Origin of the sequence: Pantoea phytobeneficialis, assembly GCF_009728735.1 — a bacterium.
Classification (GTDB): Bacteria; Pseudomonadota; Gammaproteobacteria; order Enterobacterales; family Enterobacteriaceae; genus Pantoea; species Pantoea phytobeneficialis.
This window is the reverse complement of the sequence record NZ_CP024636.1, coordinates 3093098-3114393: the sequence shown is the minus strand read 5'-3', so window position 1 is coordinate 3114393 and position 21296 is coordinate 3093098. Positions and strand designations below refer to the sequence as shown.

Genomic DNA, 21296 nt, shown 5'->3' with positions numbered 1-21296 from the left:
AGCGGTTATTAATCCTTGCGTACGTCAATCAGAACCGGACAGTTGGCGCGTTCAATCACGGCAGCGCTGACCGAGCCTTTCAGCAGGCGGTTGAACGGCGAAAGATGGCGTCGTCCCATGATAATCATGCTGGCCTGCACGGCAGCCGACTGTGCAACAATGGTTTCCGCCGCTTCCCCGGCCAGAATCACCCCTTTTGCTGTCACCCCGGCGCGCATAATCGGTGCCAGCGCATGGCGCACCACCATTTCAGCGGTATTTTGTTCATCCTTTGCCACCAGAAAATCATCCGGATCTTCACCGGCATCAATCTCAATCGGCTGGTTGCAGGAAGAATAAGCCGGGTCGATGCAGCACAGCACCACTACCTGCGCCTGGTGCGCAAGCGCCTGTTCAATCGTCAGGGCGATCACTTTCTCCGCCACTGGAGAGTTATCAATGGCCATCAACAAGGTTTTCATCTGCGGTTATCCTTCAACAGCGGTCATTTTGCCAATTTCGCGGGTCAGCGCCTCTTTACACTTCAGGATTTCCTCACAATAACGCGCCTCGTGTTTACGAAAACGCGCTGTCGGCACCAGCAGTGAAATAGAGAAGCGGCCAAATAAAGTGTCGATCGCCACCGCCATGGTTGAGATGCCCTCCAGCGTCTCACCACGATCGTAGGAGAAGCCGGTTTTGCGCACTTCACCAATCAACTCCAGCAACTGCGGCAGCGTTTTGATGGTCATCTCCGTCAGCTCTTTATAGGCTTCGCCGACAATTACCCTGACATCTTCATCGCTCTCCAGCGCCAGTAAGGCCCGACCGCCCGAGGTGCTGTAGAGCGGCAGATTCAGCCCCATGCGCGGCACCACACGCAGTTCGCGTGACGCCACCACATAATGGACGATAGCCAGTTGGGTACCACTGGCGCGTGCCAGTGAGACAGTTTCATTCGTCTCTGCGGAAAGTCGTTCAAGAAAAGGACGCACCACTTCAACCACGTCACTGTGCACGCTGGAGATCAGCTTCAGCAGCGCCGGACCGAGGCGTAATCCGCCTGCGCCACTGCTGCGTACCAGTTGCGCATTATCCAACGCGGCGACAATACGTTGCACCGTCGAACGGGGTAAATCCACCGCCTGAGCAATCTCCCCCAGGCTCATACCGCCGGGATGCTCACCCAATGCATTTAGAATTTTTGCCGCGCGGGCGATGACCTGAATGCCGCCCGCTTTTTCATCCTCACGGCAGGAGGGGATTTCAACCATAGTGCGATCCTTTGTGGCCTGCCCTACTTTAGCGCGATTAACCGCACTTTTACACCCTGTATCACATTGCAATACAACATACCGGGATGTAATATGCGATCTGTATCACATCGCAATACACTGCATCAACATAACGAGAAACCTGCTATGAATGCCCAGCCCGCAGCGGCCCCGGCACCCCATCCTTTTACCCTGCGCCTTGCGCTCGGTCTGGTGGGTGTGCTGATTGCCGCCCTGACCGCCGGTTTAAACGATCGCGTCACCGATATTGCTCTGGCGGATATCCGTGCAGCCATTGGCATCAGTTACGATCAGGGTAGCTGGATCATTTCTGCTTACCAGGCTGCCGAAGTGGCCACCATGATGATTGCGCCCTGGTTTGCCGTCACCTTCTCGCTGCGCCGTTTTGCGCTTACCGTCTCGGCTGGCTTCATGATCACCGGCATTCTGCTGCCGCTGCTACCCAATGCCACCTTATTTATCACCCTGCGCGTTATCCAGGGGCTGTTTGGTGGCGCTCTGCCCCCGTTACTGATGACGGTCGCGTTACGTTTCTTGCCTCCGCCGATCAAACTTTATGGCCTTGGCGCTTACGCGCTGACAGCGACCTTCGGCCCCAATCTTGCCGCCTCATTGGCTGCTTTCTGGACCGACGACGTCAGTTGGATGTTCGTGTTCTGGCAAGTGGTGCCCGCTATGCTGGTAGCCATGTTGCTGATTGGCTGGGGCCTGCCCCAGGACCCACTGCGTTTCGAGCGTTTCCAGCAAATGGATCTGTTCGGCATGCTGACCGGTTGCAGCGGTATCGCGTTGCTGATCCTCGCACTGACACAGGGTGAACGATTGGACTGGCTCAGCTCGCCATTAATCGTCGCGCTATTATTTAGCGCCGCGGCATTGCTGATTGTGTTCTTTATTAATGAATGGTTTCACCCGTTGCCATTGTTCAAGTTGCAGATGCTGCAACGCCACAACCTCGCGCACGGTCTGCTGGCACTGGCCGGGGTACTGATTCTGTCGCTTTCCGGTTCAGCCCTACCCTCGGCTTACTTTGGCCAGATCGAGGGTTTCCGTACCCTGCAATTTGCCCCGCTGGCACTGACGGTGGGTTTACCGCAGTTGTTAATCGCACCGTTGATTGCCGCGCTGCTGAATATCCGCTGGATTGACTGCCGCTGGATGCTGACCGCAGGCGTGGCATTGCTGGTGACCTCCTGCCTGCTCGGGATGCAAATCACCACCGACTGGGGGCGACAAAATTTCTGGCTGATACAAATTTTGCAGGCTTTTGGTCAGCCAATGGTGATTTTGCCGGTGTTGATGAGCGCCACCAGCGTCGTTGCCCCGCCGGAAGGTCCTTTTGCCTCCGCGATGTTTAATACCGTGCGCGGCTTCTCCAGCGTCGCCGCCAGTACGCTGGTGGAGTGGTTTATCAGCCACCGCGAACAGTTTCATTCCAATATCCTGGTGGGTAACGCCGCCAGCCGTTCGTGGTTGATGACCGCACCCACCAGCGCACAGGCAAGCAGCAGCTTCCCGCTTTTGCCGGATGGCAGCGCCAGCAGCAGTGAAAACCTGAGCGGTTTCGCCAGTCTGCTGAAGCATCAGGCGATGGTGCTCAGTTTGAGTGATAGCTATGTGATGCTGATCGGTTTCGCCGCACTGCTTCTGCTGCTCACCGCCTGGCTGCCAAAACGTGTCTGGCCGCCACAAACTCTGATTCAACCTGTTACAAACACGTCGAGATAACTGATATGCGTGCTTTTGCTCTGAAAAGAACGGTGCTGCTGAGCGCCTTACTGCTGGTGTTGCTGATCATGGCTTTTTTCGTCTGGTCGTCGATGACCGCCAATGATCACCGAACGGATGATGCTTACGTCAATGCGGATTACACGCTGGTTGCGCCGAAAGTCTCCGGCTATATCGCCAGCGTTAATGTGCAGGATAACCAGCGCGTCAAAGCGGGTGAACTGCTGGCGACGCTCGACGACCGTGATTATCGCGTCGCGCTGGAAACCGCCAAAGCCAATTTACAGGTCAGTGAAGCCAAGCGTCTGAGCAGCCAGGCGCAACTGGAGCAACAGCAATCCACCATTGACCAGGCAAAAGCGACACTGGCCGCCAGCCAGGCTTCAGCTCAGTATGCCGGTCAGAGTGCGGCGCGTTACGACAGCCTGTATAAAAGTGGCACCATCGCCGCCGATGAGCAGCAAAAAGCCACATCTACTCAGCGCTCCGCTGCCGCCACCGTACGCCAGAGCGAAGCGGCGCTGGCCGCCGCCGTGAAGGAAGTTGGTGTTTTGCAGGCAGCATTGCGTCAGGCAGAAGCGGATGTCACCGCCGCACAAGCCAGCGTCGATCAGGCACAGCTTAATCTGTCCTACACCCGTATCGTCGCCCCGGTCGATGGCATGGTGGGACAACGTTCGGTGCGACTCGGGGCCTATGTTACGGCGGGAACCCGTTTGCTGGCGGTGGTGCCGTTGCAGCAAACCTATATCACCGCCAACTATCTGGAAACGCAGTTGACGGATGTGCGTGAGGGGCAAAAGGTGTTGGTGCGGGTGGATGCCCTGCCGGGCAAGACATTTTCCGGCCATGTTGACAGCATTGCGCCCGCCACGGGAGCAACCTTTTCCGCCATTTCACCCGATAACGCGACAGGCAACTACACCAAGGTGGTGCAACGCCTGCCGGTGAAAATCGTGCTGGATCCCAACCAGGCCGATCTGGCGCAATTACGCGTTGGCATGTCGGCGATCCCGGAAATTGAAGTGCACTAAAAACGTGAGAAATATCTCAGAATGGATCTATTTCTTTTCGGAAAAATTACGCGTAAATTAGCGTTCGATCCTGTTCTGAGTTTGCTCTGAACGACCTGAGATGAAAGCGTGTAGCGGTGATGAACTCCACCTTTCTCTTATTCTGTCGCGTTACGCTGGTCTGGGATCACCATCGTCGTAAACGCTCAGAGGAGTTGTAGTGTGAAATACGCTTTGATGGGAATCTCTTTTTTCCTGTTAATCTGGGTCGGCACCTTCATGCTGATGCTCTAGTATCACCAGGAAGGGGCGACGGGATTGTCGCCCCTGAAACGGAAGGCTATTCTTCTTCTGTGGTTTTCACGGTTCCGGGCAAAATCCCGTCGGCACGGAACATCGCTTTAATTCCCCGCACCGCCTGACGAATACGATCGCTGTTCTCAATCAGCGCAAAACGCACATGGGTGTCACCGTAGTCACCAAAGCCGATACCTGGCGACACGCACACTTTGGCCTCCTGCAATAAACGTTTGGCAAACTCCAGCGAACCAAGATGCGCGTAATGGTCAGGAATTTTCGCCCAGACGTACATCGAGGCTTTGGGCATCTCGACCATCCATCCCGCTTCGTGCAGCCCTTTCACCAGCACATCACGACGACGTTTGTACTGCTCGGCGATATCGCGTACACATTGCTGATCCCCTTCCAGCGCAGCGATTGCTGCCACCTGCAACGGCGTAAAGGTGCCGTAATCGTGGTAACTCTTGATACGCGCCAGCGCCGAAACCAACTCTTTATTGCCGACCATAAAACCGATACGCCAGCCCGCCATGTTGTAGCTTTTCGACAGGGTGAAAAACTCAACCGCGACATCGCGTGCACCCGGCACCTGCATGATCGACGGCGCTTTCCAGCCATCGTAGACAATGTCGGCATAGGCCAGGTCGTGGATCACCAACACGTTGTACTGCTTCGCCAGCGCAATCACGCGTTCGAAGAAATCCAGTTCCACGCATTGCGCAGTCGGGTTGGACGGGAAACCGAGGATCATCATCTTCGGTTTTGGGTAGCTTTCACGAATGGCGCGTTCCAGCTCGTTAAAGAAATCGACGCCCGCCACCAGCGGCACAGAACGGACCTGCGCCCCGGCAATCACCGCGCCGTAAATATGAATAGGGTAGCTGGGGTTCGGCACCAACACGGTGTCGCCGTGGTCGAGGGTTGCCAGCATCAAATGCGCCAGTCCCTCTTTCGAACCGATGGTGACAATGGCTTCAGACTCAGGATCGATATCCACCTGATAACGGTCAGCGTACCAGCGTGAAATCGCGCGACGCAGGCGCGGGATCCCTTTCGAGGTGGAGTAGCCGTGAGTGTCCTCGCGCTGGGCCACCTGGCACAGTTTTTCTACGATATGCGGCGGCGTCGCGCCATCCGGGTTCCCCATCGAAAAATCGATGATGTCTTCGCCGCGCCGACGCGCAGCCATCTTCAATTCAGCGGTGATGTTAAAAACGTAAGGGGGAAGGCGGTCAATACGAGAAAAACGACGGGGTGTGCTGTTATCAGCCATGATGTCCTCTGGAGTACGTTAGCGCCCGGACCGTCCGAGCGACGTGGGTCACTGCTGTGACCGAACCAAGAACATAACGCGGTGATAACAGGATTGTCGAGAGCCGAAGATAATATTTTTATTTTTGCTGATTCAGACGCCCCAGCACCCAATCGTTCACCCATTGGCCGTTTAACAGATAATTATCCCGTAGCGTCCCCTCCAGCACAAAATCATTCTTCTCCAGAATGCGTCTTGATGGCCAATTCCCCTCCACCACCAGTGCTTTCAGCTTATGAAATTCGGCTTGCAGCAAAAACGTACAAAGCGCACCCAGCGCCTCGCTGCCATACCCCTGTCCGGTAAAACGATGCAGCATCATGTAGCCGACCTCGGCCTGGCGATAGGGTTCCCACTCCGGGTTGCAACCAAACAGGCCTATTGCTTCGCCGGTTTCACGCAAACGGGCCACCATGCACAACATGTGAAAACTGCTGACCTGCCAGGGAGCAAGGCGTTCCGTAAACCGCTGACGGATATCCTCTTCATCGGGGATTTCACTTACCCAGATCATGGTCGCGGCATCTTCATGTACCGCTTTGAAAATCTGCCAGTCTTCCGGCTGGAGGCGGTTGAGGGTCAAACGGGCTGTAACTAATTGCATGGCTGCGCTCCGAAAAAGGCTTAGGCCAACATAACAAACCGCACCGGTGACAACCAGTCTCAGCGCAGGGAAAAGCTAATCCTCTTTTTACTACTCAACTTTTCCTCTTTTTGCGTTTTACACGATAAAAATTGATCCTGGCCATAAGAAGTGTCTGAGGCCGGTCAGGGCGCTGGCGGATCGCGATCACATTTTTTATCATAGCCCTACCCTCCGGTTACTGACGAGATGCCTGTGCCTTCTCACTTTGACATGCTGCTGGCGGTATTTGACCGCGCCGCGCTGATGCTGATTTGCCTGTTCTTTCTCACCCGGACGCGCGCATTTCGCCAGTTACTACAGAAAGATGAACACTCGCGTCAGGAAAAAGTGGTGGTGACAGCGATTTTTTCGCTGTTTGCCCTGTTCAGCACCTGGTCAGGTATTGATGTCGATGGTTCACTGCTTAACGTGCGCGTGATTGCCGTAATGTCAGGTGGCATTTTGTTTGGCCCGTGGGTCGGCATCGCCACCGGGGTGATTGCCGGCTTGCATCGTTTTCTGATTGATATTCATGGCATTACCTCGATTCCCTGCCTGATTACCAGCATCATTGCCGGTATCGCCTCGGGGGCGATTAATCGTCGGGTGAGCAAGGAACAGCGTTGGCGCGCCGGTATTCTCGGCGGCATGTTATGTGAAACCCTCACCATGCTGCTGATTGTGCTGTGGGCCAGACCGATGTCACTCGGCCTGGATATTGTTTCCGAGATTGCGCTGCCGATGATCCTCGGCGCTTCCAGCATCGGTTTGATTGTGTTGCTGGTACAGAGTGTCGAAGGTGAAAAAGAGGCGATTGCCGCGCGACAGGCCAAGCTGGCGCTGGAAATTGCCAACAAGACGCTGCCGTTGTTCCGCCAGATTAACAGCCACTCGTTGCATCAGGTATGCGACATCATTCGTTGTGAAATCAATGCTGACGCCGTGGCGATCACCAATACCAAACAGATTCTCGCCTACGTCGGCTACGGCGCGCAAAACTATCAGAATGGCGACGACGGCCTCAGCCCGACCACCGCGCAGGCGATCACCAGCGGTAAAATCATCATCAAGAATAATGACGAAGCGCACCGTACCAAGGATATTCACTCAATGCTGGTTATTCCCCTTTTGGAAAAAGGGGAAGTCACCGGCACGCTAAAAATCTATTATCGCCGCGCTCACCGTATCACCGGATCACTAAAAGAGATGGCCGTGGGGCTGTCGCAAATCATCTCTACCCAGTTGGAAGTGTCCCGCGCCGAGCAACTGCGTGAGATGGCAAACAAAGCTGAACTGCGTGCCTTACAAAGCAAGATCAACCCACATTTCCTGTTTAACGCCCTGAACGCCATTTCAGCATCGATTCGAATGAACCCGGATACCGCACGCCAGTTGGTAATTAATCTGTCGCGCTATTTGCGTTACAACCTGGAACTGAATGACGACGAGCCAATCGATATCAAAAAAGAGCTGTGGCAGGTGAAGGATTACATTGCCATCGAACAGGCACGCTTTGGTGACAAGCTATCGATGATCTATGACATCGACGAAGACCTGCATTTTACCTTGCCCAGTCTGCTGATTCAGCCGCTGGTCGAGAATGCCATCGTGCACGGCATCCAGCCCTGTCGCGGCAAAGGCGTGGTGACTCTCAGCGTCAAAGATCTCGGTGATCGGGTGCGGGTGGCGGTACGTGATACCGGAGCCGGAATCAGTGAAGAGGTAATGGCACGCGTGGCGCGGGATGAGATGCCCGGTAATAAAATCGGCCTGTTGAATGTACATCATCGGGTGAAGTTGCTCTCCGGCCAGGGATTGACCATAGAGCGCCATCAACCTGGCACCGAAATCTCCTTTACCCTCAGCAAACATGGCCATCGACTACCAGCAACACAGGCCAGCGTGACGGAGACTTCAGCGTGAAAGCCATTATTGTCGAAGACGAGTTTCTGGCACAGCAGGAACTGAGCTGGATGATTCAGCATCACAGCCAGATCACCATCGAAGCCTGTTTTGATGACGGACTGGAAGTCCTGAAGTATCTGCAAAACCATCGGGTCGATGTCATTTTCCTCGACATCAATATCCCCTCGCTGGATGGCATGTTGTTGGCGCAAAACATCAATCAATTCGCCCATAAGCCGTTAATTGTGTTTATTACCGCGTGGAAAGAGCATGCGGTAGAAGCCTTCGAGCTGGAGGCTTTTGACTACATTCTGAAGCCGTATCACGAATCACGCATCATCACCATGCTTAACAAGCTGGAGGCGAGCTGGCAACAGCAGCAGTCCCCCGCCAGCAGCCCGCAGGCTATTGCCCAGCAGACGGTAAATCTGGTGAAGGATGAGCGCATCATCGTCACCGATATTAACGATATTTATTATGTTGAAGCCCACGAGAAACTGACGTTCGTGTATACGCGACGCGAAGCGTATGTGATGTCGATGACCATCAGCGAGTTTTGTAGCCGCTTACCCGAGACGGCTTTCTTTCGCTGCCACCGTTCATACTGCGTCAACCTGAGTAAAATCCGCGAGATAGAACCCTGGTTCAACAATACTTATCTGGTGAAATTACGCGATTTGGATGCGCAGGTGCCGGTGAGTCGTAGCAAGGTGAAAGCGTTTCGGCAACTGATGCGCTTATAAGGCGAGCAGCGCTGGAGGCCACTCGCCTGCGGGAAATTACAGCACGCGACCCAGTGTCTGACGCAGATGCGCGCCTGCACCAAGCAAGCCCGGCTGATCGTGCGTAATCATAAACACGGGGATATCAACCAGATAGTCGCGGAAGCGGCCCTTGTCTTCAAACGCGGCGCGGAAGCCGGAGGCTTTAAAGAAGTCGAGGAAACGCGGCACAATACCACCGGCGATATACACGCCGCCAAAGGTGCCGAGATTCAGCGCGAGGTTGCCGCCAAAACGTCCCATGATGACGCAGAACAACGACAATGCGCGGCGGCAATCGATGCAGCTGTCTTTCAGCGCGCGTTCGGTCACGTCTTTAGGTTTCAGGTTTTCCGGCTCGCGCTGATCCGATTTGACGATAGCGCGATAGAGATTAACCAGCCCGGAACCGGACAGTACACGTTCCGCTGAAACATGGCCCAGTTCCGCGCGCAGCACTTCCAGAATCTCGCCCTCTTCTTCGCTGTTCGGCGCGAAATCAACATGGCCGCCCTCGCCCGGCAGACTGACCCAGCGCTTATCGACATGCACCAGATGGCTGACGCCGAGGCCGGTGCCCGCGCCGTAAATAGCGATCGGCTTATCTTTCACCGGGGCTTTGCCGCCAAACTGAATCACATCACTTTCCGCCAGCATCGGCACCGCCATTGAGATGGCGGTGAAGTCATTGATGATCTCAAGATGAGCAAAACCCAGGCTCTCTTTCATCTGCTTCGTGGAGAAAGCCCAGTCATGGTTGGTCATTTCGACCCAATCGCCGGTGATCGGGCAGGCAATGGCGATGCAGCCATCTTTAATATCCTGCTTCTGCTCATCCAGATAGTGACGAATCACCGCTTCGAGATTGTCATAGTCTGCTGTTGAGAATGTTTTGGCCTGGGAGATGGCACCGGTTTCCACCTCACACAGGGCGAGACGGGCATTGGTGCCGCCCACATCGCCGACCAGGGCGTATTTTGTCATTCTTCTGCTGCTCCGCTTGGGTCATAAATAATTGCAAGACACTATAAAAGCCTGCCAATAAAACAACAACGCCCATCAGTGCGTCAGATGGGCGTAATCACTCAGGTGCGACCACATCCTGCCATGCAGTGGCTGGACTGCACAGAGGCAACTGTCCGAATTCAGCCGCCGTTGCGCTGATGCAGCGAGGCAGTCACTTTACGCAGCAATGGTGGGATATCTTCTTTATCCAGCACCACTTCCACCAGCGACAAACGCTGATTATTCGCCAGCCGTGCCATCACCGCCTCCAGTTGCACCGTTTCGCTGACGCGCCAGCTTTGCGCTTCTCCCGTCAGACTGAGCGCCTGCGGCAGCGCAGTCCAGTTCCACTGCGCAATGTCGTTGTAACGCTGATGCGCGCCATGAATCGCGCGTTCGACGGTATAACCTTCATTATTGAGAAGAAAAATAATCGGCTGCTGACCATCGCGCTGCATGGATCCCAGCTCCTGGATGGTTAACTGAGCCGAACCGTCGCCGATGATGAGAATTACCCGCCGTTGCGGCTGCGCGGTTTGCGCACCAAAGGCGGCGGGTAAAGTATAGCCAATCGAACCCCAGAGCGGCTGAACCAGCAATTGCACATCCTCGGGGAGGCGTAAAGCGGCGGCACCAAAGGCGGCAGTACCTTGATCGGCAAGGATAATATCACCTGGCAGCAGGAAACGCTGCATTGCCTGCCAGAAGGCATGCTGACTGATGAAAGCATCATCATCCGATGTATCTTCCCGTGTCGCCATGCCACCGATAGCCCAACGTTCGCCATAACGTCGGAACAAAGGTTCCAGCACGCCCAGCGCTTCTGCCATGCTTAAGGGCGAGAAGGTTTCCCCGGCAACCACAGCATGGAACGGTTGCAGGTCGATAAGTTTTTCTGTGGGGAGCTGCTGGGTAAAACCGGCGGTTAAGGTATCGGTGAAACGAACACCGACGCAGACAGTCACGTCAGTTTCTTCTATGGCCGCCCGCACCGCTGGCGTACTGCCCTCCCCGGCATAGGTGCCGACAAAGCCTGGCTGCTGCTCATCCAGCACGCCTTTGCCCATCAACAGGGTGGCGGCAGGAATGGCACGCAGCTGACGCAGGGCAGCCAGGGGGGATTGCAGTTGCCAGCGCGCGGCAAGGAAATCGGCCAGCAGCGCCACATGTTGAGCCGATGACAGCATAGCTTCCGCCGCTGTCGCAAAGGCATCTACCGCGGAAGGAAGCGACGTGATGGCAGAGGATGGCAGCGGTAAGGTGACCTCGGCCTGAGCAACATCGACCGCCAACAGCAAATAACCAGGGCGGTGTTGATACAGGGCTTCACCCATCACGCGATCGATTTCCTGTACCGCATTCTCTGCGGTCAGCACCGCGCTCGCCGCACTCACCTCCTGCGCCATACGGCTGAAGTGACGGAAATCGCCATCGCCCAGAGAATGATGGACACAATCCCCCTGGCTCTGTACCTGGCTGGCCGGTGCACCCACGATATGAATCACCGGTACATATTCGGCGTAACTGCCAGCGATACCGTTGATCGCACTTAACTCGCCGACGCCGAAAGTGGTCAGCAAGGCGGCAGCGCCGTTACAACGGCCATAACCATCCGCCGCATAGGCCGCATTCAGCTCGTTAGCGCAGCCGACCCAGGTGATATCGGGATGCGCAATGACGCTATCGAGAAACTGTAAATTGTAATCCCCCGGCACGCCAAACAGGTGCCGGATCCCCGCTTGCTGTAAACGCATCAACAAAAATTCGCCAACTTTGAGGGTTTTCATGCGCAGCGACTCCTTGGTGGGTTATATCTGGAGTATTAGCGATGCGGCTGAATTGGTTAGATTTTCAACATCATTTCTCAGAATGATCTGGCAACAGAACGTTACGATGACGGAAAAATCCGTAAGTTGCGATCGCCGACGCGTTTGCCATTAGTGTAAACGCATACACTGCTATGCTGATGACACTTTCTCCCCCTTTGAGACAGGAACGCTGCATGAGTGTTTTTCCCCATCCCGAACGTTATCAACAGATGCAATATCGCCGCAGTGGTCGTAGTGGCCTGAAACTTCCAGCGATTTCGCTTGGCTTGTGGCACAACTTTGGCGACAGCACCCGGGTTGATAACAGCCGCGAACTGCTGCGCCACGCTTTTGATTGCGGCATCACGCATTTTGACCTGGCAAATAACTACGGACCGCCGCCGGGATCGGCTGAAGAGAATTTTGGGCGCATTCTGCGGGAGGATTTCCGTGGCTATCGTGATGAGTTGTTAATCTCCACCAAAGCCGGTTACACCATGTGGGATGGCCCCTATGGTGACTGGGGTTCGCGCAAGTATCTGATTTCCAGCCTCGATCAAAGCCTGAAACGCATGGGGTTGGAATACGTGGATATCTTTTATCACCATCGTCCGGACCCGGAAACCCCGCTGGAAGAAACCATGCGGGCGCTGGATCAGGTGGTGCGCCAGGGCAAAGCGCTGTATGCCGCCATCTCAAATTACCCGGCAGAGCGCGCCGCTGAAGCGATTGCCATTCTGCGCGACCTCGGTACGCCCTGCCTGATTCACCAGCCACGCTACTCGATGTTTGAGCGCGCGCCGGAACAAGGGTTGCTGGATGTATTGGGCGACAATGGCGTCGGCTGCATCGCCTTCTCACCACTGGCTGGTGGCGTTCTGACTGACCGTTATCTGCAAGGTATTCCCGAGGATTCAAGGGTGGCCAGCGGCAGCAAATTCCTGCGTGAAGACCAACTGACACAGGAAAAAATGGCCAAGGTCCGTGCATTGCAAAACATTGCACAGCAGCGTGACCAGAAACTGGCGCAGATGGCGCTGAGTTGGGTGCTGCGTGATACCCGCGTCACCTCAGTATTGATTGGTGCCAGTAAAACTGCGCAAATTGATGATGCCGTTGCCATGCTGAGCCAGCCTGCGCTGAGCGAAGCAGAGTTAGAGGCCATCAACGCGATTCTGGTGTAACCGCTTTCCCGCCCGGCCAAAGCCGGGCTTCCCTTCCGGCAGAAAACTCTTATTTCAGATTATCCTCAATGTATTCAGACTACGTCTTAAGGTCTTTTTGGTCCGATCTGGCAGACTAGCGCAACGGTAGCAATCGATAAGCTGCCGGAAAGGAGAATTATGAAACGTGGAATTTTGTTTGCCGCTTTGCTGGCAACGCTGTCCCCACTGGCACTACACACAGCCCATGCCAGTAGTGCCACCATTAATCTGGCCCCTGGCATCACCCTGCATTTAGGCGATCGCGATCATCGAGGTTACTACTGGGATGGTGGCCGCTGGCGCGAACCGCGTTGGTGGAATGATCGCTATCGTTATCACGATCATCGTTGGTGGCGTCATGAGGAGTGGCGTCGACATGAGGCGTGGAAACGCGAGCAGGAACGTCGCCGTCATGAGCGCTGGCGTTATGAGCATCGTCATGACCATCATGGACATGGTCACGGCCATGACCACGGTCGCGACCGTTACTAATTTCGGCTTATTCCTCTGCGCAATAAATCGCGCCGCTACAACAAAAAGGTGTGCATCTGCACACCTTTTTTATAATCCCAGCGCCTGCCCGACCAGCAGATAAATATTCAGCGCCACCACTAACCCGACAATCACCCAACCGACGGTTTGCATCAGACGTGAGTTAACCATCTCAGCCCCCATCAGCTCACGGTTGCCGGTAAAAAACAGCAGCGGCACCAACGCCAGTGCGATACCGAAGCTCAGCAGCACCTGACTAAACACCAGAATGCGTGTCGGATCCCAGCCTGCCCAGATCACAATAAAAGAAGGCAGCATGGTAATAGCGCGACGTAACCACAGCGGAATCTGGAAACGGATAAAGCCCTGCATGACCACCTGCCCGGCGAGGGTTCCCACCACCGTAGAAGACAACCCTGCTGCCACCAGACTCAGACCAAATACCGTCGCCGCAGCATGGCTTAACAACGGTTGCAGCGTCAGATACGCCTGATCCAGATCGGCGATGCCGGTGTGACCGCTGAAGTGAAACGCTGCCGCTGCGGTTGCCATCATCGCCAGGTTAACAAACCCGGCAATGGTCATGGCAATCGCCACATCCAGTTTGGTGGAGGAGTAACGCTGTCCTTTGGTGCCCTGATTACCGTATTGCGTCAGTGCCGAATGCAGATAAATCACATGCGGCATAATGGTGGCACCGAGTACGCCGGCAGCAAGGAATACCGCATCCGCCGTCGGCAAGGATGGCAGCGCCATGCCGGTAATCAACTCGCTGACTTTGGGCTGAGAGAAGAACAACTCAACAATATATGCCGCGGCCACAAACAGCAGCAACCCGCCAATAACCAATTCGAGGGGCTTTTGTCCACGATTTTGCAGCATTAGAATCAGGAAGGTCGCGATACCGGTCAGCACCGCCCCCTGGAAAAGCGAGATACCAAGCAACAACTTAAAGCCCAGCGCGGCACCGATAAATTCGGCCAGGTCGGTCGCCATAGCGATGATTTCGGCTTGTACCCAGTAAAACCATACCGCCGGACGTGGGAAGCGATCGCGAATATGTTCCGCGAGATTTTTGCCGGTAGCGATACCCAGCTTAGCTGACATGAGCTGAATCAGCATTGCCATGATATTCGCCCAGACCACCACCCACAGCAGTTTGTAGCCGTACGCAGCCCCCGCCTGAATATTGGTGGCGAAATTGCCGGGATCGATATAACCGATAGCCGCGATGAAGGCCGGTCCCAGCAAGGCAAGTTTTATGTTTCTGGCTCCGCGAGCAGCGCGCTCAGCGGTGCGGCTTTCTGACATAGTTTTTGACCCTGTCTTAACGCTTGTTGACCCGAACAGGTTACGGGGCAGGCGCGGCAAGTGAAATATGGTTATAGTTATCGCTTTAATAGATAGTGCTATAAAGTATAGCCTTTGCTATACATTGCGGTAAAGCCAGGTTTTGCCAAAATGTGTGCAACAGGAATCAATCTACCCTCGGCTCATTTTATAGACAATGACTTTGTGGTTATTTTTGTTGTAACAAGTGTGTGAAGAAGTTGTGATGGTTGAGACTAATCTTAAAAATATGTCGATAGTTAATACTTATAATGTGGTTTAGATCTCGTTTTTAAGTAACGCGTTACATAGAATACGCAGCAAAATACAACCCTCCTCAAATTTGGAGCCGACATGTCCCATATTTTGCACTTTCTTTTGGCATTGGTGGTGGTAGCCGTGCTGGCCTTATTGGTCAGTCACGATCGTAAAAGCATCCGTATTCGCTATATCGTTCAGCTTCTGGTGATTGAAGTTCTGTTGGCCTGGTTCTTCCTGAACTCTGAAGCGGGTCTTGGCTTCGTGAAAGGGTTTGCAGGCCTGTTTGACCATCTGCTCAAGTACGCCGCAGAAGGGACTAACTTCGTGTTCGGCAATATGAATGAAAAAGGCCTCGCCTTCTTCTTCCTGAATGTGCTGTGCCCGATTGTGTTTATCTCCGCCCTGATCGGTATTTTGCAACATTTCCGCATCCTGCCGTGGGTGATTCGTGGCATCGGTACCGTGCTGTCAAAAATCAATGGCATGGGCAAGCTGGAATCCTTTAACGCCGTCAGCTCTCTGATTCTGGGACAATCAGAAAACTTTATCGCCTATAAGGATATCCTCGGCAAAATGTCACAGCGCCGCATGTACACCATGGCGGCTACCGCGATGTCCACAGTGTCTATGTCGATCGTTGGCGCTTACATGACCATGCTGCAACCCAAATATGTGGTTGCCGCGCTGGTACTGAACATGTTCAGTACCTTTATCGTGCTGTCGCTGATTAACCCGTACCGCGTCGATAGCGAAGAAGATCTGCAATTGCAGGACCTGCACAAAGGTCAGAGCTTCTTCGAAATGCTGGGCGAATACATCCTTGCCGGTTTCCGTGTGGCGATTATCGTTGCGGCGATGTTGATCGGTTTTATCGCCCTGATTTCCGGCCTGAATGCGCTGTTTGATGTGATCTTCGGCATCAGCTTCCAGGGCGTGCTGGGTTATGTCTTCTATCCGTTTGCCTGGGTGATGGGCGTGCCTTCCAACGAAGCGTTGCAGGTTGGCAGCATCATGGCGACCAAACTGGTTTCTAACGAATTCGTGGCGATGATGGATCTGCAAAAAATTGCCGGTCAGCTGTCACCGCATGCGGAAGGTATTCTGTCAGTGTTCCTTGTCTCCTTTGCTAACTTCTCCTCTATCGGGATTGTGGCAGGTGCGATTAAAGGTCTGAACGAAGAACAGGGCAACGTGGTGTCCCGCTTCGGTCTGAAACTGCTGTACGGCTCTACCCTGGTGAGCGTGCTTTCCGCTGCGATTGCCGGTCTGGTGCTGGGCTTCTGATGTTAAAGGCGGGCTTCGGCTCGCCCTTCTCTTCTTTATTATTCCTATCCGTTATATCTCCTTTTTTTACCCCGCTCTCCGCGCCTGACGCTGCTTCACGTCAAAACGCAAAACCTTTGCACAATATTGAATTTCCGTTGCCACCGCCCGCGCCCGTAGCTTTTCTCCATGACTTCACATCAGGAGAACACTATGAGCATTCAGTTTCTTGGCATGATTGGCCACCGCCTCGCCTCCGAAATCATTCCAGCCAACGGCCCGTTATTTGATAAAGACTACATCGCCCGCTTCGCCCGCGCCCATGAAGACGCCGGGTTTGACCGCATCCTGGTCGGTTACTGGTCCGATCAACCGGACGGTTTTCTCGTCACCGCCCATGCCGCCGCCCATACTTCGACGCTGAAATTCCTGCTGGCCCATCGCCCAGGTTTTGTGGCACCCACCCTTGCCGCGCGCAAACTGGCTTCGCTCGATCACCTCACCGATGGCCGCCTGGCGGTGCATATCATCAGCGGCGGCAGCGACAGTGAACAACGCCGCGATGGTGATTTCCTCAATAAAGCCGAACGCTACGCGCGTACCGATGAATTTCTGACGGTGCTGAAGCTGAGTCTGGAATCGACGCAACCCTACAATCACCAGGGAACGTTCTACCAGGCCGAGCAGGCGTTCTCCGCGATTAAGCCGTTGCAGAAAAAGCTGCCGATCTATTTTGGCGGTTCGTCAGCAGAAGCGATTGATGTCGCGGCACGCCATGCCGATGTGTTCGCCTTGTGGGGCGAACCGTTGAAAGGCGCAGAAGAGACGGTGCGCAGCGTTCGTGCTGCCGCCGCAAAACAGGGGCGGGAAATTGATTTCAACATTTCTTTCCGCCCCATCCTCGGTAGCACCGAAAAAGAGGCCTGGGAACGTGCCGAGTACATTCGCGAAACGGCCGGGAAACAGTTGGCGGAAAGCGGTTATACCTTCGGCTTGCCAAAACCACAGAGCGTCGGTGCACAGCGCTTGTTAGCTGCCGCCAACGAGGGCGAACGCCACGATAAAGTGCTGTGGACCGGCGTCGCCAAACTGGTGCAGGGTGGCTACAACTCCACCGCATTGGTTGGCACGGCCGAACAGGTGTCTGACGCGCTGCTGGATTACTACCGCCTCGGCATCCATAACGTGCTGATTCGTGGTTTCGATCCCCTTAACGATGCGGTGGAATATGGCCGCGAATTGCTGCCACTGACGCGCGAAAAAGTCGCGGCTGTCGATCGCCATGAAAAAAGGAGTGCCTGATGCGGCTGGCTGCTTTATTTGCCGGTCTGACGCTGGCGCTATCGCTTAATCCGTTGTTTGCCGCCGAGAAAGTCACTTTGCGCCTCGGTGATGTAAAGGGTGACCGCTTTGCAGCGCTGAAGGCGTCTGGCGAGCTGACCAACCTGCCTTATGACCTTAAGCTCACGGCATTTGACTCCGGTGCACCGGTGCAGGAAGCGCTGAACGCCGGGGCGTTGGATGTCGGTTTCACCGGCGATCTGCCGTTCCTGTTTGTCTATGCTGCGGGGGCCCCGGTGAAAGCGGTAGGTGCGTGGCAAAACAACCCGGATAGTATCGCCCTGCTCACTCGTCCCAATGCCGGGGTGCACAGCTTGCAGGATTTGAAAGGCAAGCAAATTGCGGTGAATCGCGGCGGCTGGGGCCATTATCTGATTCTCGGTTTGCTGGAACGCGCGGGCCTTAAGCCCAGCGACGTGACGTTGCGCTTCCTTGGTCCGGTGGATGGACGTGCCGCGTTAACCTCGGGTGCCGTGGCCGCCTGGGCACCGTGGGAACCTTATATCGCAACCTCTACCGCCGTCGATGGTACGGTGCGTGTGCCACAAGGCGGTGGCAAGGGCATTATGTCGGGATATTCCTATGCGCTGGCGCGTGATGAGGCACTGAGTAACCCGGAAAAACGCAAAGCCATCGCCGATTTGCTGGTGCGCTTAGCCAAAGCGCAGGTTTGGGCGCAGCAGCATCCCACTGAGTTCGCCCAGGTTCTGGGAAAAAACCTCAATATGCCAACCAGCATTACCGCCAGTTGGATCGCTGATGCGCGCATTCGTCCGTTGGTATTCGATGCCAGCCTGATTGGTACGCTGCAAAAATCGGCGGATTTTTTCCACCGTTACCAGGTGTTGCCAAAGCAGGTTGATGTCAGCAAAGCGTTTGATTTCAGCCTCGCCGCCGGGGCCAATCAGGTGGCAAAAAGCGTTCAGGGGGATAAATCATGAGTGAACTTCAGCATCACCGGTTACGTACCTTTGTCGGCAATCTGGCGCAACTGCTCGATAGCCATCCTGATGAGCAATCTCTGTTGCAACGCGCCAGTGCCTGGCTGGCTGAGTTGATCCACCATGACGACTGGCTGGACGAAGCCTTTACCCAACCGCATCCCCAACATTATCAGCAATATTTGTTGTACGCCGATGCGCAGCAGCGCTTCTCGGTGGTGAGCTTTGTCTGGGGACCGGGGCAGCAGACGCCGATACACGACCATCGCGTCTGGGGCTTAATTGGCATGCTACGTGGCGCGGAGATATCCCAGTCATGGCAACCCGGCCCCAACGGTTTACAACCGGAAGGCCCGCCGGTACGCCTTGAGCCAGGCAGCGTAGAGGCGGTATCTCCTACGGTGGGCGACATCCATCGTGTCAGCAATGCCTTTGACGATCGGGTATCCATCAGCATCCACGTCTATGGCGCCAATATCGGCGCGGTTAAGCGCGCGGTGTATCGCGAAGACGGCAGCGAAAAAGAGTTTATCTCCGGCTACAGCAACCGTTACTTACCAAACATTTGGGATCTTTCACATGACTAAACCGGTTTTTCCGTTACGCCAGGCGGCCGACATTCTGACCGCGCTGCGTCAGCAGCAGGAAGTGGCACTGGTCGATGTGCGCGATGAAGCGCTGTATGCCACGGGTCATCCGTTGTTTGCGGTGAACATCCCGTTATCCAAACTTGAACTGGAGTGGCTGGATCGCATCCCGCAGCGTGCTACCGCCATTACCTTATACGACAATGGCGAGGGTCTGGCGCAAACGGCTGCGGAACGCATTGCAGCATTGGGTTACCACAATGTCGCGTTGTTGGCGGATGATCTGCCAGGCTGGCAGGCCGCCGGAGGGGAGCTGTTTATTGACGTGAACTCCCCCAGTAAAGCTTTCGGTGAACTGGTGGAACATCATAACCAGACACCGTCGCTCTCCGCCGATGAGGTACATAGCCTGCTGAACGGCGACCACGATGTGGTGGTGCTGGACGCACGCCGCTTTGATGAATACCAGACCATGAGCATCCCACACGCTACCAGTGTACCGGGCGGTGAGTTGGTGTTGCGGGTGCGCGACCTCGCCCCCTCTCCGGAAACCACAGTGATCGTTAACTGCGCAGGCCGCACGCGCAGCATCATCGGCACGCAGTCACTGGTGAATGCCGGAATCCGTAATCCGGTGTTTGCACTACGGAACGGCACTATCGGCTGGACACTGGCGGGACATCCGCTGGATAAGGGACAGGACCGCCGTTATGGTGCAACCAGCGAAATCGCACAGCGCCAGGCGGCGGCAAAAGCGCGTGAACTGGCGGATCGCGCGGGCGTGGAACGCATTACGCTCGACACACTGCATCGTTTGCGACAGGAGCCTCGCACCACTTATCTGTTTGATGTGCGCGATGCACAGGAATATGCCGCCGGTCATGTCCCCGGCAGTCGTCATGTTCCGGGTGGTCAACTGGTGCAGGAAACCGATCACTACGCCAGCGTACGTGGTGCGTGCATTGTGTTGATTGACGACGACGGCGTGCGTGCCAATATGGCGGCCTCCTGGCTGGCGCAACTGGGTTGGCAGGTGGCGGTGCTGGAGGGTTTGCAGGTCAGTGATTTCAGTGTGACGGGCAACTGGCAAGCTCAGGTTCCGCCTGTCGCACAGCCAGAATTTGTCTCACCGCAACAGCTTGCCAGTTGGCTGGCTGAAGGACAAACCCAGGTGTTGGATTTCACCACGCGCGTCAATCACCTCAACAGCCATATTCCCGGTGCAGCCTGGCTGCTGCGCTCCACCCTGCAACAACAGGGCAACGCCTTATTGCCTGAAGCGCGACGTTATGTCCTGACCTGCGGCAGCAGTTTGCTGGCGGGCTATGCGGTCGAACAGATTGCAGAGCTGAGCGGAAAGCCGGTATATGTGTTGGAAGGCGGTAACGCCGCCTGGCGCGCGGCGGGCCTGCCAACCGAACAAGGAGAACAGCGGTTGCTGTCACCAGCGATTGACCGTTATCGCCGTCCGTATGAGGGCACCGATATTGAGCCGACGGTGATGCAGGCTTATCTCGACTGGGAATATGGTCTGGTGGCGCAGTTGGATCGCGATGGAACGCATGGATTCAGGGTACTCAAGCCAGTGTCACAGGCAGTGACCGTCTGACTGGTAGCGGCGCGATTTATCGCGCTGTTTTTAATTTGTTGCAGAAAAAAACCGCACGATAAGTCGCGCCGCTACGGGGTACTTGTACCCAATAGTATGATTTTTTTTTAAAATTTGTTCGGAACGAACAGAGAAATGGTGGAGATAAGCGGGATCGAACCGCTGACCTCTTGCATGCCATGCAAGCGCTCTCCCAGCTGAGCTATACCCCCACATCTGGAATCGTTTTTTCAGTGCCAAACTTTTGGGAAGAAGTTTGGTGGAGCTAAGCGGGATCGAACCGCTGACCTCTTGCATGCCATGCAAGCGCTCTCCCAGCTGAGCTATAGCCCCGAACCGAAAAAACCGCCGAGTCACCTCGACGGACGGCATAATATGAAACCCCTTCCTGGGTGTCAACGTCAAATTTCCGTTCTGTGTTCAATCGCTGAAAAAGGCGGCAAACCCGTGTCGCTGTGGCTTTTTTTTCAGCATCATCGCCCGTTTTCTGATGCCGCCTGGTTAAACCATCGTTAATTGCTATCGTAAGAACGCTTG

At 55.1% G+C, this 21296-nt stretch carries 19 protein-coding genes and 2 tRNA genes; 12 read left to right on the top strand and 9 right to left on the bottom strand.

The features are described from left to right. Positions 1-8: 8 nt before the first annotated feature. Entirely contained in the window at positions 9-461 is a 453-nt protein-coding gene (locus CTZ24_RS14460) for a universal stress protein (protein WP_021186343.1), read from the bottom strand. Positions 462-467: 6 nt separating this feature from the next. Then, on the bottom strand, positions 468-1253 hold the full coding sequence (locus CTZ24_RS14455) for an IclR family transcriptional regulator (RefSeq protein WP_208723881.1): 786 nt from the start codon (positions 1251-1253) through the stop codon (positions 468-470). A gap of 147 nt (positions 1254-1400) precedes the next feature. On the opposite strand from CTZ24_RS14455, the gene CTZ24_RS14450 reads away from it, so the two are divergent. The 3 genes from CTZ24_RS14450 (at position 1401) to ypdK (ending at position 4309) form a co-directional block, all read left to right on the top strand. Continuing rightward, a complete protein-coding gene (locus tag CTZ24_RS14450) occupies positions 1401-3002 on the top strand; it encodes an MFS transporter (RefSeq protein ID WP_208725562.1) in 1602 nt (533 codons plus the stop codon). A 5-nt stretch (positions 3003-3007) separates the two neighbouring features. Beyond that, positions 3008-4036 (top strand): HlyD family secretion protein, encoded by a 1029-nt coding sequence (locus CTZ24_RS14445; RefSeq protein WP_208723880.1) that lies wholly within the window; start codon positions 3008-3010, stop codon positions 4034-4036. A 201-nt stretch (positions 4037-4237) separates the two neighbouring features. Further along, positions 4238-4309 carry a membrane protein YpdK gene (ypdK, locus tag CTZ24_RS14440; protein WP_150105822.1) on the top strand — a complete coding sequence of 24 codons (72 nt, stop codon included), beginning with the start codon at positions 4238-4240 and terminating at the stop codon, positions 4307-4309. Positions 4310-4355: 46 nt separating this feature from the next. On the opposite strand, the gene alaC is transcribed toward ypdK, so the two are convergent. Together alaC and CTZ24_RS14430 are read right to left on the bottom strand one after the other, a co-directional pair. Then, on the bottom strand, positions 4356-5588 hold the full coding sequence (gene alaC / locus CTZ24_RS14435) for an alanine transaminase (RefSeq protein WP_021186339.1): 1233 nt from the start codon (positions 5586-5588) through the stop codon (positions 4356-4358). 118 nt (positions 5589-5706) lie between these two features. Then, on the bottom strand, positions 5707-6231 hold the full coding sequence (locus CTZ24_RS14430) for a GNAT family N-acetyltransferase (RefSeq protein WP_208723879.1): 525 nt from the start codon (positions 6229-6231) through the stop codon (positions 5707-5709). Positions 6232-6483: 252 nt separating this feature from the next. Here CTZ24_RS14430 and CTZ24_RS14425 point away from each other — a divergent pair, with 252 nt between their 5' ends. Both CTZ24_RS14425 and CTZ24_RS14420 read left to right on the top strand, forming a co-directional pair. Beyond that, positions 6484-8175: a sensor histidine kinase gene (locus CTZ24_RS14425; protein ID WP_302474913.1), complete on the top strand. Its 1692-nt coding sequence runs from the start codon at positions 6484-6486 to the stop codon at positions 8173-8175. Further along, positions 8172-8900 carry a LytR/AlgR family response regulator transcription factor gene (locus tag CTZ24_RS14420; RefSeq protein ID WP_208723877.1) on the top strand — a complete coding sequence of 243 codons (729 nt, stop codon included), beginning with the start codon at positions 8172-8174 and terminating at the stop codon, positions 8898-8900. Before CTZ24_RS14425 ends, CTZ24_RS14420 begins: the two co-directional genes overlap by 4 nt. A gap of 36 nt (positions 8901-8936) precedes the next feature. Here CTZ24_RS14420 and glk read toward each other — a convergent pair whose 3' ends face one another. Together glk and CTZ24_RS14410 are read right to left on the bottom strand one after the other, a co-directional pair. Continuing rightward, positions 8937-9902 (bottom strand): glucokinase, encoded by a 966-nt coding sequence (gene glk / locus CTZ24_RS14415; RefSeq protein ID WP_021186335.1) that lies wholly within the window; start codon positions 9900-9902, stop codon positions 8937-8939. A gap of 161 nt (positions 9903-10063) precedes the next feature. Beyond that, positions 10064-11710: a thiamine pyrophosphate-binding protein gene (locus CTZ24_RS14410; protein ID WP_208723876.1), complete on the bottom strand. Its 1647-nt coding sequence runs from the start codon at positions 11708-11710 to the stop codon at positions 10064-10066. A gap of 215 nt (positions 11711-11925) precedes the next feature. Between CTZ24_RS14410 and mgrA the strand changes: the two genes are divergently transcribed. After that, entirely contained in the window at positions 11926-12915 is a 990-nt protein-coding gene (gene mgrA, locus CTZ24_RS14405) for an L-glyceraldehyde 3-phosphate reductase (protein WP_021186333.1), read from the top strand. A 159-nt stretch (positions 12916-13074) separates the two neighbouring features. Beyond that, positions 13075-13428, top strand: a complete 354-nt coding sequence (locus CTZ24_RS14400; RefSeq protein ID WP_021186332.1) for a DUF2502 domain-containing protein — start codon at positions 13075-13077, stop codon at positions 13426-13428. 69 nt (positions 13429-13497) lie between these two features. Here CTZ24_RS14400 and CTZ24_RS14395 read toward each other — a convergent pair whose 3' ends face one another. Further along, a complete protein-coding gene (locus CTZ24_RS14395; RefSeq protein WP_256402061.1) occupies positions 13498-14778 on the bottom strand; it encodes an Nramp family divalent metal transporter in 1281 nt (426 codons plus the stop codon). 333 nt (positions 14779-15111) lie between these two features. Between CTZ24_RS14395 and CTZ24_RS14390 the strand changes: the two genes are divergently transcribed. The 5 genes from CTZ24_RS14390 to CTZ24_RS14370 all read left to right on the top strand — a co-directional run bounded on the left by CTZ24_RS14390 (position 15112) and on the right by CTZ24_RS14370 (position 20759). After that, positions 15112-16302 carry a NupC/NupG family nucleoside CNT transporter gene (locus CTZ24_RS14390; RefSeq protein ID WP_021186330.1) on the top strand — a complete coding sequence of 397 codons (1191 nt, stop codon included), beginning with the start codon at positions 15112-15114 and terminating at the stop codon, positions 16300-16302. A 192-nt stretch (positions 16303-16494) separates the two neighbouring features. Further along, positions 16495-17583, top strand: coding sequence for an LLM class flavin-dependent oxidoreductase (locus tag CTZ24_RS14385; RefSeq protein ID WP_208723874.1), 1089 nt, complete (start codon positions 16495-16497; stop codon positions 17581-17583). After that, on the top strand, positions 17583-18563 hold the full coding sequence (locus CTZ24_RS14380; protein ID WP_208723873.1) for an ABC transporter substrate-binding protein: 981 nt from the start codon (positions 17583-17585) through the stop codon (positions 18561-18563). Before CTZ24_RS14385 ends, CTZ24_RS14380 begins: the two co-directional genes overlap by 1 nt. Next, on the top strand, positions 18560-19150 hold the full coding sequence (locus CTZ24_RS14375; protein WP_302474894.1) for a cysteine dioxygenase family protein: 591 nt from the start codon (positions 18560-18562) through the stop codon (positions 19148-19150). Before CTZ24_RS14380 ends, CTZ24_RS14375 begins: the two co-directional genes overlap by 4 nt. Further along, a complete protein-coding gene (locus CTZ24_RS14370) occupies positions 19143-20759 on the top strand; it encodes a rhodanese homology domain-containing protein (protein WP_208723872.1) in 1617 nt (538 codons plus the stop codon). The genes CTZ24_RS14375 and CTZ24_RS14370 overlap by 8 nt, the downstream gene beginning before the upstream one ends. A gap of 136 nt (positions 20760-20895) precedes the next feature. Here CTZ24_RS14370 and CTZ24_RS14365 read toward each other — a convergent pair. Both CTZ24_RS14365 and CTZ24_RS14360 read right to left on the bottom strand, forming a co-directional pair. After that, positions 20896-20971, bottom strand: a tRNA-Ala gene (locus CTZ24_RS14365). A gap of 45 nt (positions 20972-21016) precedes the next feature. Next, positions 21017-21092, bottom strand: a tRNA-Ala gene (locus tag CTZ24_RS14360). Positions 21093-21296: the final 204 nt, after the last annotated feature.